Below are 15282 nucleotides of genomic sequence, written 5' to 3'. Positions count from 1 at the left end.
CGCCATTGAATACGTATGCAGGGTGATTCCCACGAAGAACGCGCTGCCTACCATAGCGGCGACGACAGCGGCCACCGCGTCGCACGTCCTCGACACCATCGGGACGACCACGAATCGCACTACAACATTGCCTGGGAGGGGAAAATGTTGAACCACAAGCGCAGTGCGCTGAGCATCGCGTTGGCCGTCGTACTGGCGCCATCGCTGGCAGCAGCGCAGTCCACGCAGAGCACGGCAACCCCGCCAACCGGCACCGCCGCCACCAACCTGGACACCGTGCAGGTCACCGGCATCCGTCGCGGCATCGAAAGCGCCATCGCCACCAAGCAGGACGCCACCTCGGTGGTCGAGGCCATCTCCGCCGAGGACATCGGCAAGCTGCCCGACGTCAGCATCGCCGAATCGATCTCGCGCCTGCCTGGCCTTGCCGCACAGCGTGTGGCCGGTCGTGCGCAGGTGATCAGCGTGCGCGGACTGTCGCCGGATTTCGCCACCACCCTGCTCAACGGGCGTGAAGTGGTCAGCACCGGCGACAACCGCGGCGTCGAGTTCGACCAGTATCCGTCCGAGCTGGTCAACGGCGTGACCGTGTACAAGACCCCCGATGCAGCGCTGGTCGGCCAGGGCCTGTCGGGCACCATCGACATGCAGACCGCACGTCCGCTCAGCTTCCCCGACCGCGTCATCGCCGTCAGCGGCCGCTACCAGAAGAGTTCGCTGGGCCGCGCCGCCGACACCGACCCGTACGGCAACCGCTTCAGCGCCAGCTACATCGACCAGTTCCTGGACAAGACCCTCGGCATCGCCATCGGCTACGCGCACAGCGACATGCCGATCCAGGAAAACCAGGTGGGCCTGTACGAGCCGTGGACCACCGAGCACACCACCAACGGCAACCGCCCCGGTGTTGCCGCTGGCACCTACTTCACCGACGGCATCAAGGCGCTGCGCCGCACCGGCAACAACAAGCGCGACGGTGTGATGGCCACGATCCAGTTCCGGCCGAACAACAGCTGGACCAGCACCTTCGACGCGTTCCATACCGAAGCGGAACAGGTCGACACCGCCAACCAGTTCGAGCTCAACCTCAGCAACTACAACGGCGGCTACACCCCGGGACTGCTGGTCAGCAACCCGCAGGTCAACGCCAATGGCACCTTCACCGGTGGCACCGCCAGTGGCGTGTACCCGCTGGTGCGCGGCATGTACAACAAGCGCAAGGACAAGATCGATGCGTTCGGTTGGAACAACGAGTTCACCTTCGGCAGCGTCAAGCTGGTTGCCGACCTGAACTATTCCAAGGCCACCCGCGACGAACTGAACCTGGAAAACAACCTGCAGCTGACCCCGATGCCGCAACTGGATACGGTCGGTGTGCAGTTCCGCCAGGATGGCTTCTCGCAGATCAGCCCCGGCCTGGACTACTCCAACCCGGACGCGCTGTTCCTGACCAACACCATCTACGGTTCTGGTTACGGCAAGGTGCCGCAGGTGGAAGACCGCCTGAAGGGCGGCAAGCTGGCCGCGACCATCGCCCTGCCCGAAGCGATCGCCTCGTGGGCACCGGACCTGGATATCGGCGTGAATCATGCCGACCGCCGCAAGGTGAAGACCCAGTCCGAAGGCAACATCCTGCTGGGCGCGCAGGGCGATGCCAACATCGCATCGGATCTGCAGTACCGCCCGGTCAACCTCGGCTTCGCCGGCCTGGGCACCATCCCGGCCTGGAACGTGCCTGGCGCGGTCGGTCGCTACATGACCTTCAATCCGGTCGACAACCTGGACTACCTGATTCCCAAGTCGTGGACGGTGCAGGAGAAGATCACCACCGCCTGGGCGCGCCTGAACATCAACACCGACATCGGCGTGGTGGGCGTGCGCGGCAACATCGGCGTGCAGATGCAGCACACCGACCAGAGCTCGGACTCGCGCTACTGGGACAGCTCGCAGGCGGCCGGCAACAACATCCAGCCCTACTCGGACGGCCGCAAGTACAACGACTGGCTGCCCAGCTTGAACCTGGCCTTCATGTTCCCGCATGAGCAGACCCTGCGTTTTGCCGCAGCCAAGCAGGTCGCGCGCCCGCGCGTGGACCAGATGCGCGCGGGCCTGGAGTTCGGCGTCGATACCGGTACCGGCCGCCCCGGCGGCAGTGGCGGCAACCCGCGGCTGGACCCGTGGCGCGCCACCGCACTGGACCTGTCCTATGAGAAGTACTTCGGTGAGAAGGCCTATGTGGCTGCCGCGATCTTCTACAAGGACCTGAAGAGCTACGTCTACACCCAGTCGGTGGACAACTACGACTTCACCGGCCTGCTGGGCAACTATGTGCCGCCGCCGGGCATGGTGGTGCCGGTGCTGCCGACCGGCACGTTCTCGACTCCGGTGAATGGCAAGGGCGGCACCCTGAAGGGCCTGGAGCTGACCGCGTCGTTCCCGCTGGAAATGCTGACCGACAGCCTGCGTGGCTTCGGCGTGCAGGCCAGCGCGACCTTCAACAAGAGCGACATCCAGATCCTGGATCCGGAAAGCGCGTCCAGCGTGGGCACCGACCCGATCAGCCTGCCCGGCCTGTCCAAGCGCGTGTACAACTTCACTGCCTACTACGAGCGTAGTGGCTTTGAAGCACGCGTGAGCCAGCGCCGCCGTTCGGACTTCATCGGCGAGATCGGCAACTTCAACGGCAACCGCACCCTGCGCTATGTCGTGGGCGAGAACGTGACCGATGCGCAGGTCAGCTATACCTTCAGCGACAGCAGCAGCCTGCGTGGGCTGACCCTGCTGCTGCAGGGAAGCAATCTGACCAACGAGCCGTACCGCACCTACGCCGGTACCAAGGATCGCCCGCTGGAGTACATCGAGTGGGGCCGCACCTACATGCTGGGCGTGAACTACAAGTTCTGAGGTAGCGCCGGGCCATGCCCGGCGACAGGACTCGGTAGTGCCGGCCGCTGGCCGGCACCCCCATCGGTAGCGCCGGGCCATGCCCGGCGACAGGACACAGGGAACAGGACCGGAAACCCGCTGCGCAGGCAGCGGGTTTTCCTTTGTGCGCACAACGCGATGGCCAGTGAAGCGTGATCGGTACGGCCCCATCCACGCATGGCGTGGATCTACCGTCGCATCCATCACCCATCCACGCATGCCGTGGATCTCCCCCGCCGCATCGCAATCGATGCGTGGCGGGCATTCATTCGCCCCCCCCCCCCGGTAGATCCACGCCATGCGTGGATACGCTGCACCGGAACCGCACCCACAAAAAAGGGACGGGGCGCTTCGGCCCCGCCCCCGCAAGTACCGCCACCGGAGAAATCGGTCAGCTGCGTCGTGCGCAATACACCGCACGCGGCGGCAGCTGCAGTTCATTGCCCTGCACCGTCCCCGCATCCGGGCCCGGCACAGCCACCTGCTGCCAGTTGCCCGCCGGCAGCGGATGGCTCACCGCTTCGGCCGACAGGTTGAAGGCCAGCAGGAGAGTTTCATCTGCAAGCATACGCTCGAACAGCAGCACTGGCTCGGCACTGTCCAGGAACCGGATGTCACCGTGCAGCAGGGCCGGCTGGGTACGGCGCCAGGCCAGGAAGCCGCGGAAGGCCGACAGCACCGAATGCGGATCCTGCGCCTGCACCGCCACGGCCGCCGCCTGGTGCTCGGCCGGGATCGGCAGCCACGGCTTGCCGGTGGTGAAGCCGGCCAGCGGCGCGTCGATCCACGGCAGCGGCGTGCGGCAGCCGTCGCGCCCCTTGAAGTTGGGCCAGAAGGTGATCCCATACGGGTCCTGCAGCGCCTCGAACGGCACTTCGGCCTCTGCCAGGCCCAGCTCCTCACCCTGGTACAGGCAGACCGAACCACGCAGTGAACACAGCAGCGCCACCAGCATCCGCGCCAGGCGAGGGTCGGCCGGATGGCCACCCCAGCGGCTGACCGCCCGCTCCACATCGTGGTTGGACACCGCCCAGCACGGCCAGCCTTCGGTCATTGCCGCTTCCAGGCGCGAAACGGTGTCGCGGATGTAGGCCGCGCTGTAATCGTTGACCAGCAGCTCGAAGCTGTAGCCCATGTGCAGGCGGCCATCCTGGGTGTATTCGGCGGTGGTTGCCAGCGAATCCTCCGAGGAGATCTCGCCCAGGCTCACCGCCCCCGGGTACTCGTCCAGCAGGGCACGCAGCTGCTCCAGGAACGGCAGGTTCTCCGGCTGGGTGTTGTTGTAGTAGTGGTACTGGTAGGCGTACGGGTTGTCCGCGCTGAAGCCGCGGCCGACGCGCTTGTCGGCCGGCTTGGGCGGGTTGTCGCGCAGCTGCGCGTCATGGAAGCAGAAGTTGATCGCATCCAGGCGGAAGCCATCCACACCCCGGTCCAGCCAGAAGCGCACGTTGTCCAGGGTCGCCTGCTGCACCTGCGGGTTGTGGAAATTCAGGTCCGGCTGGTCCACCAGGAAATTGTGCAGGTAGTACTGCTCGCGGCGCGGCTCCCACTGCCAGGCGCCGCCGCCGAACAGCGACAGCCAGTTGTTGGGGGGCGTGCCGTCTTCGCGCGGATCCACCCACACATACCAGTCCGCCTTCGGGTTGCTGCGGTCCTGGCGGCTCTCGCGGAACCAGGCGTGCTCGATCGAGGTGTGGCTGAGCACCTGGTCGATCATCACCTTCAGGCCCAGGCCGTGGGCCTTGGCCAGCAGCCGGTCGAAGTCGTCCAGGTCGCCGAACAGCGGATCGACATCGCGGTAGTCGGCGATGTCATAGCCGAAATCGGCCATCGGCGATCGGAAGAACGGCGAGATCCAGATCGCATCCACGCCCAGCGCGGCAATATGGTCCAGGCGCTGGATGATGCCGGGCAGGTCGCCTACCCCGTCGCCGTTGGCGTCGAGGAAACTGCGCGGGTAGATCTGGTAGATGACGGCTCCGCGCCACCATGGATAGTGCGACATCGACAGCCCCCCTCCGGGCATGCGGGGCCCGCCGGAAGCGGGCCGAAATCCTGCTCCCGCAAGCTTAGCGGCGGCTCCCCGACGATGGCGCTGCCTGCATACGTATTCACGCCAGACGCCACGCCCGGTGGCACGCGGCGGTGGTCTGGCTTCGGTTTCCTCCCCAATTCACAGGCAACGCCTATAATCAGGGATGAGCCTGAAAGCCTGATCGCATGACCATCACCGAAGACACCCGTCCCGCCCTGGGCCTGTCCCAGATCCAGTCGCTTGCCGCAGCCGACATGGCTGCCGTCGATGCCCTGATCCGCCGCCGGCTGTCCTCGGATGTGGTGCTGATCAACCAGATCGCCGACCACATCATCTCCGCTGGCGGCAAACGCCTGCGGCCGATGCTGGTGATGCTGGCCGGCCATGCGGTCGGCGGCTCCGGCCCCGAGCACCACCAGCTGGCAGCGATCATCGAGTTCATCCACACCTCCACCCTGCTGCACGACGACGTGGTGGACGAATCCAGCCTGCGCCGCGGCCGCAGCACCGCCAATGCCCTGTGGGGCAACGCGCCCAGCGTGCTGGTGGGCGACTTCCTGTACTCGCGCAGCTTCCAGCTGATGGTCGAGCTGGACCGGATGCCGGTGATGCAGATCCTGGCCGACACCACCAACCGCATTGCCGAAGGCGAAGTGCTGCAGCTGCTGCACGTGCACAACCCGGATACCGACGAAGCCGCCTACCTGCGCGTGATCGAGCGCAAGACCGCGGTGCTGTTCGCCGCCGGCACGCGCCTGGGTGCACTGGCCAGTGGTGTCGATGAAGCCACCCAGCAGGCCCTGTACGACTACGGCATGCACCTGGGCTACGCCTTCCAGATCGCCGATGACGTGCTGGATTATTCAGCCAACGCCGACGAGCTGGGCAAGAACCTGGGTGACGACCTGGCCGAAGGCAAGGCGACGCTGCCGCTGATCCATGCCATGGCCCATTCCGATGAGGCCACCCGCCAGCGCCTGCGCGCGATCGTGCAGAACGGTGACGCCTCGGCGATGCCGGAAGTGCTGGCGGCGATCCACGCCACCGGCGGCCTGGAATACAGCCGCCGTCGTGCCGAGGAATATGCAGAGGCCGCCGAACGGGCGCTTGACGGCCTGGCCGACAACGATGCCGTCGCCGCCCTGCGCGGCCTGGCCCGCTACGCGGTACAGCGTTCGCATTGATGGAGGAGTGCCGACCAACGGTCGGCACCTGCAAGAACGGGTGAGTGCCGACCAACGGTCGGCACCTGCAAGAACGGGTGAGTGCCGACCGTTGGTCGGCACACCTTTTCAACGCCTCTCGAAACGCTCCTCGAAGAACTCATCCAGTGCCTTCCAGGCGCGCTTGGCGGCGCGTTCGTTGTACTGGCAGCCCGGCGGGCTGTTGGCATCGCGCTCGGCAAAGCAGTGCACCGCACCGCTGTAGTTGGTGAACTCCCAGTCCACCTTGGCCGCATCCATTTCCTTCTGGAAACTGCCGATATCCTCGGCGGTCACGCTCTTGTCGTCGGCGCCGTTCAGCACCAGCACCGACGGGTGGCTGCCGCCGGCCTGCGCCGGCAAGGGGGAGCCGAGCCCGCCATGCAGGCTGACCACGCCCGCCAGCGGTGCGCCGGCGCGGGCCAGTTCCAGCACCGTGGTGCCGCCGAAGCAGAAGCCCACTGCGCCGATCCGGCTGGCGTCCAGCGGCGCCTTGCCCGCCTGCGCCTTCAGTACGTTGACCGCCTCCAGCGCTCGCGCCCGCAGCAGCGGCCGGTCGTTGCGCAGCTTGGTCGCCACCGGTCCGGCCTCGGCATCGGTCTTCGGCCGCACGCCCTTGCCGTACACATCGGCCACCAGCACCACATAGTCATCGCCCGCCAGCTGCTTGGCCTTCTCGATGGCCGATTCGTTCACGCCCTTCCAGTTCGGCACCATCACCAGGCCGGGACGCTTGTCAGCATCTCCATCGTCATAGACCAGCACGCCACTGAAGGTCGTGCCCTGGTGCTTCCACTCCACCGGCTGGGTCTTCATCGCCGCCCACGCTGGCATCGCTGCCAGCCCCAGTACCATCGCCACCCCGCAACGCCAACGGTTCATGCGCCTGCTCCAGAAAAAGGGGACGGAGGGGATTAAGCCGTAATCGCCCCTCCCGCGTCGCATTCTGCATTGGCGGCGTGACGCAGGTGTGGTTGGATACGACTTGATCCCCTCCGTCCCCTTTTCTGCATGAACCTTGTTGATCGCTTTCTGTCTGGATTGATCCCGCGACTGCCCGAGGAAGATGCCCCGCAATGGGCGTGGACCGAAGGCGCCAGCGAGGCCGACCTGCAACGCCTGCGCGCGCAATGGCCGCAGGTGCCCGACAGCCTGGTCGAGCTGCTTTCGCGCGTGGACGGCACGCACTTCCGCGACTATCCGAAGGGCGAGGTCTGCGTGCTGATGCTGGGCTCGGACGTGGGCGACTACCCGTACTACCTGCGCTCCATCGCGCAGATCTTCGAAGACCAGCAGCAATGGGACGACAGCATCCGTTCCATCTACGAGGAATGGCTGGAAGAAGAACCGGAGATCCTCGGTGCCGGCATCGATGCCGACCTGCCGATGAGCCGCCGCCTGTGCTTCTCGCACTGCATGAACAACGGCGGCACCTCGATGCTGTACCTGGATTTCGATCCCGCACCCGGCGGCAGCGTTGGCCAGGTGGTGCGCTACCTGCACGACCCGGACAGCTACGCGGTCATCGCGCCCAGCTTCGATGCGTACCTGCAGCAGCTGATCGATCGCGACTACAGCTTCCTCGACGAGGAACGTTGACCGCGTCGTGGTGACGGCAGCCGGCGTGGGCTCGGCTCTCCAGTAGATCCACGCCATGCGTGGATGAAATCCCCGGGTTGCCGGCCACCGGCCGGCACGGACGTCAGGCGATCCCGATGCCCGGAATCGCGCTGATCGTATCCGGGTCGAACCCGGCCAGCTCGGCGAAATGCCGCCCGCGTGCAACGTAATCGCGGTAGGCGCCATAGCTCGGCGCGCCCGGCGACAGCAGCACCACCCCACCCTGTCCGCCCAGTGCGCGACGCGCCAGCGACATCGCATCAGGCAGATCGGCCGCGGCGTGCAGGCCGAAACGACCGGCGTCGGCCAGCGGCTGCAGCATCGCGTGGATGCGCGGGCCGTTGCTGCCCATGGTCACGATCTCCACCGGCGGCACGTCGTGCGCCATGTGCTGCATGAAATCAGTCCAGTCCAGGCCACGATCGTGCCCGCCCACCAGCAACGCGATGCGCTGGCCGGCAAAGCACTCCAGTGCCGCCAGGCTGGCATGCGGCGTGGTGCTGATCGAATCGTTGACGTAGGTCAGGCCATCGGCCTGGCCGATGCGTTGCAGGCGGTTCGGCAGCGGCCGGAAATCCTGCACCGCCGGCGCCAGCGCCACGGCATCCAGGCCCAGTGCCTCCAGCGCGGCCAGCACCGCGCACAGGTTGCCGCGGTTGTGACGGCCCGGCAGTGGCGTATTGCGGGTGTCAAATACCGCCTGCCCGCCGCGATGCACGATGTCACCGCGCATGTGCCAGCCCTGCGGCTGGTTGAACCAGACCACCTCGCTGCCGGGCAGCGACAGCGCCGCCAGATGCGGGTCTGCGGCATTGAGCACGGCAACGCGCGGCGCGGCCCCGGTCACCAGCTGCAGCTTGTCTTCGATGTAGCGCTGTTCGCTGCCGTGCCAGTCCAGGTGTTCCGGGAACAGGTTCAGCACCACTGCCACCTGCGGGTGCGCACCACTGCGCGCGACCTCGCCGGTCTGGTAGCTGGACAGCTCCACCGCCCAGTACGCAGGCGCCGGTTGCGGGTCCAGCACTTCCAGCAGTGGCAGGCCGATGTTGCCGACCAGGCCGGTGCGATGACCCGCGGCGCGCAGCAGGTGCGCGACCAGCGCGGTGGTGGTGCTTTTGCCCTTGGTGCCGGTCACGCAGATCGTGTCGCGCACGGTGCCATCGGCATCGGCATGTTCGGCAAACCACAACGCCGTGCCGCCGATGAAGCGGGTGCCCTGCTCCGCCGCCGCCAACGCGATCGGCAGGTACGGGCTGATCCCCGGCGACTTGATCACCACCTCGAATGCCGCCAGGGCCTCGGCCGACGGTTCACCACGCACGTCCAGCACGCCCTGCGTTTCCGCACGCGCGGCCGCGACCTCGCTGGCCGGGCAGAACAGGCTCAGGCCAAGCGATGGCAGGCGCGCGCGCAGCACCGCATACGCAGCACGCCCCTCACGTCCCCAGCCCCACAGCGCTACGCGCTTGCCTTCAAGCTGCGAAATCTTCACGCACCCGTTCCCACAGCGCCGCCGGAATACGATGGTCGCCCTGCAGCTGCATCAGCGGTGCAAGCTCCAGCTCGGCCGCATCCAGCTGCGGCTGGATTTCATTGCAGAAGCGCTTTACCAGCACGTCTTCCTTCCACTCCGGGCGCTGCGCCAGGGTGGCCATCGCCGCACGCGATTCGCGGCCTTCGCCCACGCATTCGAACGGCTTGTGGTCCTGGAATTCCAGCAGTGCATCGAAGCCACCAGCCTGCTCGATGTCATCCAGCAGGTTGCGCCCGAAGATGCTTACCAGGCGGGTCTTGGGCATGAACGGGGCCAGCGCCAGGAACACGAAGTGGCACTTCGGGCAGACGCCGCACCAACGGTTCACCGGGCGCTCGCCGAGGATGTGGAAGTTGCGGTTGCAGCTGGAGAAATGCGCGTCGTAGAAATCACTCTTGGCGAACTGGCGGGCCACCGCCAGCTCCGACATCGGCCGCAGCAGCGAGTAGTACTGCAGGTCAGCGGCCACCTGTTTCTGCAGGTACATGCCGAAGGCCTGCTCGAACGCCCAACCCTTCGACCACTGGTGGTTGACCTCGCCGGTGCCCGGAATCTGGCTGCCGTAGCTGGCCGAACGTTCGTTGGAGAACACCACCTGGTCCACACCCTGCAGCAGCGCCGCCAGTACCATGATCGCCGAGTTCACCGCGGTGACCGGGATATGCCCGTTCCATGCACCCTGGCGGTTGAGCTCGAACAGCTCCGGCGCCAGCGCGCGGCCCAGGTTCAACGTCGGCAGCCCGGTGCGCTCGGCACAGGCACGGATCAACTGCGAACCCCCGATCCAGGTCACCGTCTCGTCCACGCCGGCCCGGCGCAGCGCTTCGATGCTGACCAGCGAATCCTTGCCACCGCCGATGGCCACCAGCGCATGCGCCTGCAGGCCCAGCACCGGCGCCTGCACCGCCTCGCCCTGCACCGGCAGGCGGAAGCGCCCACGCAGGTTCAGGCCGTTGCGGTAGGCGAATTCGCCCAGGCCGTTGAGGTAGATGGTCTCCACCAGCGCTGCGGTATCGGCATCGATGCTGTAGCTGTCGATGCTGACCGTATCGGGCACCCCGGCCTTGTAGTAGCTCACGCCGGCAATCAGGTGCAGCAGCCGCAGCGCGCGCTGCACGGCATCGGCACGGGCCGGTTCCAGCACGAACGGAGCGCCGGGCACGGTAACGGTTTCCACCATTTCCGGGCCGTCATCGAAGGCGTAGACCAGCTTGGCCACGCCGGTGTCCACGGCGAATTCGCAGCGGACGAAACGGAAGCGGGAAACCTGGTGTTTATCGAAAGCAGTCATGGTGAATCCAGTTCAAGCACGGTCAGGCACGTGCCCGCGCGCAGGCGCGGGACGTGTCGGTGGGCGGGTGCAGGGCGCGGAAGGCGGCGATCATTCGATCACGTCTTCGCGCGGCATCGCCCGCTGGTTGTAGGTGTTGGACATCACATAGCCGTAGGCACCGGCGTCGGCGATCAGCATCACATCGTCCGGCGCGGTCGACACCGGCAGCTTGCGGCGCTTGCCGAACACATCGCTGGATTCGCAGATCGGGCCGACCACATCGAACGCCGCTTCGGCGTAACCGCCCTGGCGGCTGAGGTTCTCGATGTCGTGCCAGGCGTCGTACAGGGCCGGGCGCATCAGCGTGTTCATGCCGGCATCCAGGCCGACGCGGCGCACGCCGTCCTTCTCCACCACCTGGGTGGCGTGGGTCAGCAGCACGCCCGACTCGGCCACCAGGAAGCGGCCCGGCTCGATCGCCAGGCGGAACGCCGGATGCAGCGCCTTGACCTCGGCCAGGCCCTCGGCCCAGGCATCCAGGTCGAACGGCTCGTCTTCCTCGCTGTACGGGATCGGCAGGCCACCACCGATGTCGATGGTATGCACGCTGCCGATGCGGCGCGCGAAGCCTGCCAGCTCATCGCACATCAGGCGCCAGTGCTGGGCGGTTTCCACGCCGCTGCCAAGGTGCGCATGCAGGCCGACCACGCGGGTGCCCAGCTCGGTGGCCGCGCGCACGAACTCGTCCACGCGCGCGATCGGCAGGCCGAACTTGGATTCCTTGCCACCGGTGCGGACCTTGGCGTGGTGGCCTTCGCCACGGCCCAGGTCCACGCGCAGCCACAGTTCGCGGTTGCGGAACAGGTCCGGCCAGCGTTGCAGGGCTTCGACGTTGTCGACAGTGACGGTCACGCCCAGCGCGAACGCCGCTTCGTACTCGCTGCGCGGGCAGAAGCTGGGGGTGAACAGCACGCGCTTGGGCGACAGTTCCGGAATGGCCTGGAACACATGCTTCAGCTCACCGTGCGACACGCACTCCAGGCCGAAACCTTCGGCCTCCAGCAACTGCAGGATGGCCGGATGGCTGTTGGCCTTGATCGCGTAGTAACGCTGGTCGATCGGCTTGATCGCCGCCAGCGCGCGGGCACGCGCCCGTACCGTCGGCAGGTGGTAGACGTAGCGCGGGGTGCCGGCATCGGCCAGCTGCAGCAGGTGCGCACGCTGGCCGCGCCACCACGGCGTACCACGCGGACGCACGGTGCCGGCGATTTCACGCCAGCGCGGGCCGAACACTTCGGTCTCCTCCACCGGCATCGCGCCGCTGTCGATCAGTTCGGCGTGCAGGATCGGCAGCAGGCCATCGGCATCGGCTTCGTCGATGACGAAGGTCAGGTTCAGGTCGTTGGACGACTGCGAGATCATGTGCACGCGCTCACGACCGAAGGTCGCCCACACGTCCGACAGCTTGTGCAGCAGCGAGCGCATGCCCAGGCCGACCAGGGTGATCGCCGCGCACGGCACGATCACCTTGACCTTGCAGATCTGCGACAGGTCGGCCGACAGCGCGGCCAGCACATCGGTGTTGACCAGGTTCTCGGACGGATCCAGCGATACGGTGACGTTGGTCTCGGCCGAACCGATCAGGTCCACCGACAGGCCGTGCTTCTTGAACAGGCCGAATACATCGGCGAGGAAGCCGACCTGCTGCCACATGCCGATGCCTTCCATCGACACCAGCACGATGCCGTTGCGGCGGCTGATCGCCTTCACTCCGGGCACCGGCGCGGCATTGCCGTCGATGCTGGTACCCGGCAGTTCAGGACGCTCGGTATCGAGGATCGCCATCGGCACGCCCGCATCGCGGCACGGCTTGATCGAGCGCGGGTGCAGCACCTTGGCGCCGGTGGTGGCGATTTCCTGCGCTTCGTAATAGTCCAGGCGGGTCAGTAGACGCGCGTCCGGCACGTCCTTGGGATTGGCGCTGAACATGCCTGGCACATCGGTCCAGATCTCCACGCGGCTGGCGCCGAGCAGCGCACCGAAGTACGCCGCCGAGGTATCCGAGCCGCCGCGGCCGAGGATGGCAGTGCCACCGTCGGCGTGACGGGAGATGAACCCCTGGGTGATCAGCAGGCGCGTGGGCTGCGCGCGGAAGCGCTGCGCCCATTCCGCATCGGCACGCCACTGGCAGTTCACCGACAGGCGCTGCGACCAGTCGCTCTGGTTCGGCTGCGGCGGCAGCGCGTCCAGCCACTGGCGCGCATCCATCCAGCCGAAATCCAGGCCGCTGGCACGCAGGTAGGCCGCGCCCAGGCTGGAAGACAGCAGTTCACCCTGGCCGAGCACTTCGGCCTGCCAGTCCAGAGGTCGGCTGGGCGCACGCGGGTCATCCAGCAGGCCCTGCAGCGCGGCCAGCCGCTCGGCCAGCACGTCCGCGCCCAGGCCCAGCTCGTCCAGGAAGGCCTGGTGGCGTTCGACCAGCGCCGCCACGCGATCGCGGCTGTCCGGCGCGCCATCGGCAATCGCGGTCAGTTCATTGGTGACCCCGGACAGCGCCGAAACCACCACCAGAACGCGCGAACCGGTCTCTTCGGCCCGTTTTTTCGCCAGCTTCCCGATCGTGTCCCAGCGGTGGCGACGCGACACCGAAGTGCCGCCGAACTTCAGTACGATCCAACGATCGACAAGGGGGGAAGCTGACATGGATAGGCTATGTGTAATGTGGGGAAGCCGCCCTTGGGGGCGGAACCTTCGATTCTAAGCCCAATACACCCGTCAATGACCGCCTACCGCTACCTGCAGCTCGATGTCTTCGCCCACCAGCCCGGTACCGGCAACCCGCTCGGCGTCGTGTTCGACGCGGATGGACTGTCCACCGACCGCATGCAGGCTCTGGCCGCTTGGCTGAACCTGTCCGAGACCGTGTTCTTCCTTCGCCCCACCGCTGCCGGCGCCGACTACCACGTGCGCATCTTCACCCCTGCCAGCGAGCTGCCCTTCGCCGGGCACCCCAGCGTGGGCGCCGCCTGGGCTGCGGTCACCTGCGGCCTGGTGCAGCCACGCGACGGGGCCCTGCTGCAGCAGTGCGCGGCCGGCCTGCTGCCGGTGCAGGTCACCGGGCCGGCCAACGCGCCTACCATCCACCTGGCGAGCCCAGCGGCACGGTCGCTGCCGGCAGTGCCAGACGGCATTCCTGATGCCCTGCACGCTGCTGCCGCCGAGGGCCAGCGCGCCGAGCTGTGGGACAACGGCCCGCGCTGGTGGCTGCTGCCGCTGCGCGACGCCGAGGCCGTACGCACGCTGGCAGCGGACATGGCGGCCCTGCGCGACTGGAGCATTGCCACCAACGCGCTCGGCATCGCCGTGTTCGCGCTCGAAGCCGATACCGGGCACCACCTGGTGGTGCGCGCGTTCTGCCCCGCCGATGCGCCCAACGTGCCGGAAGACCCGGTGACCGGCAGCGCCAACGCGCTGATCGGCGCCTGGCTTCGGCAGCGAGATGCCCTACCCGGCGAGAACCGGACCTATGTGGCCAGCCAGGGCCGCGAGGTCGGCCGCGACGGCCGCGTCCAGGTCACTGTGGATGCGCAGGACACGGTGTGGATCGGCGGCCAGGTGCAGCTGGTGATAGACGGCAACATCACCTGGTAGCGCCGGGCCACGCCCGGCGGCCTGCCGCGCTGCACGCTCGCGGGGCATGGCCCCGCGTTACCCTATGCCGCCTGTTTCCTGGAGTTCCTGCCCGATGACCACCCGCCGCTTCCTGCAGCTGGATGTGTTTTCCCCGCGCCCGGGCGCCGGCAATCCGCTGGCCGTCGTGCTCGATGCCGAAGGCCTGGACGATGCGACGATGCAGGCCATCGCCCGCTGGACCCGCCTGCCCGAAACGACGTTTGTGTTCCCGGCACAGACGGCCGGCACCAGCTATCGGCTGCGCATGTTCAGTCCGCAGAAGGAAGTGCCGTTCGCCGGCCATCCGAGCGTCGGCACCGCCCACGCGGTGCTGCAGGCGGGCCTGGCCATGCCGGTCGACGGGCTACTGGTTCAGGACGGCATCGCCGGTGCACTGCCGCTGCGCGTAACCGGCGAAGGCGCACAGCAGCGCATCGCCATCCGCACGCCCCGTGCGCAGCTGGCCGAGATCGCCGCCACCGATGACCCACGCCTGCAGGCCGCATTGCGCACCTGGCCGCTGGGTTCGCTGCCGCCGGCCCGCATGCAGGGTGGCCGCAGCTGGTGGGTCGTAGAGGTCGCGGATGAGGCAGCGTTGCGCGCCCTGCACCCGGACTGGGATGCGATCGCCACGCTGGCTGAATCGACCGACAGCATGGGCGTGTTCGCCTATGCCTTTGTCGATGGCAGCGAAGGTTACGACCTGGCCGTGCGCGCTTTCGTCGGCAGTGGGCGCCGCTTCGAGGATGCCGCTTCTGGCGCGGCCAACGCTGTACTGGCGGCCTGGCTGGACCTGCGCGACGCCCTTCCGCGCGGCCGCCAGCCCTTCGACGTCAGCCAGGGACGCGAAGTCGGCCACGATGCGCGGCTGACGCTGCTGGTCGATGAAGAGGGCGAGGTCTGGTCCGGCGGCCAGGTGCAGACGGTGATTTCCGGCACCATCGATTGGTGATCCGTAGGGCGTGGTGGCGCCGGGCCATGCCCGGCGACTCTCCGCTGCGCTCGCCGGGCAGGGCCCGGC

10 protein-coding genes are annotated in these 15282 nt (G+C 67.3%); 5 read left to right on the top strand and 5 right to left on the bottom strand.

What is annotated here, in order from left to right; genetic code table 11:
• The first annotated feature begins 144 nt into the window (after positions 1–144).
• The gene (locus ACUXVE_RS07295; protein WP_445514114.1) at positions 145–2904 is read left to right on the top strand and encodes a TonB-dependent receptor; all 2760 of its coding nucleotides are present in this window, start codon (positions 145–147) and stop codon (positions 2902–2904) included.
• Between the two features lie 412 nt (positions 2905–3316).
• On the opposite strand, the gene ACUXVE_RS07290 is transcribed toward ACUXVE_RS07295, so the two are convergent.
• The gene (locus ACUXVE_RS07290; protein ID WP_445514113.1) at positions 3317–4930 is read right to left on the bottom strand and encodes an alpha-glucosidase family protein; all 1614 of its coding nucleotides are present in this window, start codon (positions 4928–4930) and stop codon (positions 3317–3319) included.
• A 215-nt stretch (positions 4931–5145) separates the two neighbouring features.
• On the opposite strand from ACUXVE_RS07290, the gene ACUXVE_RS07285 reads away from it, so the two are divergent.
• Positions 5146–6144, top strand: a complete 999-nt coding sequence (locus ACUXVE_RS07285; RefSeq protein WP_080149467.1) for a polyprenyl synthetase family protein — start codon at positions 5146–5148, stop codon at positions 6142–6144.
• Positions 6145–6252: 108 nt separating this feature from the next.
• Here the strand turns inward: ACUXVE_RS07285 and ACUXVE_RS07280 are convergent, their stop codons facing one another.
• Positions 6253–7044 carry a dienelactone hydrolase family protein gene (locus ACUXVE_RS07280; RefSeq protein WP_099783146.1) on the bottom strand — a complete coding sequence of 264 codons (792 nt, stop codon included), beginning with the start codon at positions 7042–7044 and terminating at the stop codon, positions 6253–6255.
• A gap of 129 nt (positions 7045–7173) precedes the next feature.
• Here ACUXVE_RS07280 and ACUXVE_RS07275 point away from each other — a divergent pair, with 129 nt between their 5' ends.
• On the top strand, positions 7174–7761 hold the full coding sequence (locus tag ACUXVE_RS07275; protein ID WP_093817577.1) for an SMI1/KNR4 family protein: 588 nt from the start codon (positions 7174–7176) through the stop codon (positions 7759–7761).
• A gap of 103 nt (positions 7762–7864) precedes the next feature.
• Here the strand turns inward: ACUXVE_RS07275 and murD are convergent, their stop codons facing one another.
• From murD to ACUXVE_RS07260, 3 genes are all read right to left on the bottom strand, one after another.
• Positions 7865–9274, bottom strand: a complete 1410-nt coding sequence (gene murD, locus ACUXVE_RS07270) for a UDP-N-acetylmuramoyl-L-alanine--D-glutamate ligase (protein WP_222390406.1) — start codon at positions 9272–9274, stop codon at positions 7865–7867.
• A complete protein-coding gene (murL, locus tag ACUXVE_RS07265; RefSeq protein ID WP_445514112.1) occupies positions 9255–10607 on the bottom strand; it encodes a UDP-N-acetyl-alpha-D-muramoyl-L-alanyl-L-glutamate epimerase in 1353 nt (450 codons plus the stop codon). The genes murD and murL overlap by 20 nt, the downstream gene beginning before the upstream one ends.
• Before the next feature lie 90 nt (positions 10608–10697).
• Entirely contained in the window at positions 10698–13292 is a 2595-nt protein-coding gene (locus ACUXVE_RS07260) for a bifunctional aspartate kinase/diaminopimelate decarboxylase (RefSeq protein ID WP_093817574.1), read from the bottom strand.
• Between the two features lie 75 nt (positions 13293–13367).
• Here ACUXVE_RS07260 and ACUXVE_RS07255 point away from each other — a divergent pair, with 75 nt between their 5' ends.
• Both ACUXVE_RS07255 and ACUXVE_RS07250 read left to right on the top strand, forming a co-directional pair.
• On the top strand, positions 13368–14240 hold the full coding sequence (locus ACUXVE_RS07255) for a PhzF family phenazine biosynthesis protein (RefSeq protein WP_445514111.1): 873 nt from the start codon (positions 13368–13370) through the stop codon (positions 14238–14240).
• A gap of 94 nt (positions 14241–14334) precedes the next feature.
• A complete protein-coding gene (locus tag ACUXVE_RS07250; RefSeq protein WP_222390409.1) occupies positions 14335–15213 on the top strand; it encodes a PhzF family phenazine biosynthesis protein in 879 nt (292 codons plus the stop codon).
• Positions 15214–15282: the final 69 nt, after the last annotated feature.

The organism is Stenotrophomonas sp. 3(2025), assembly GCF_052665395.1.
This window is presented reverse-complemented; position numbering and strand designations above follow the sequence as displayed.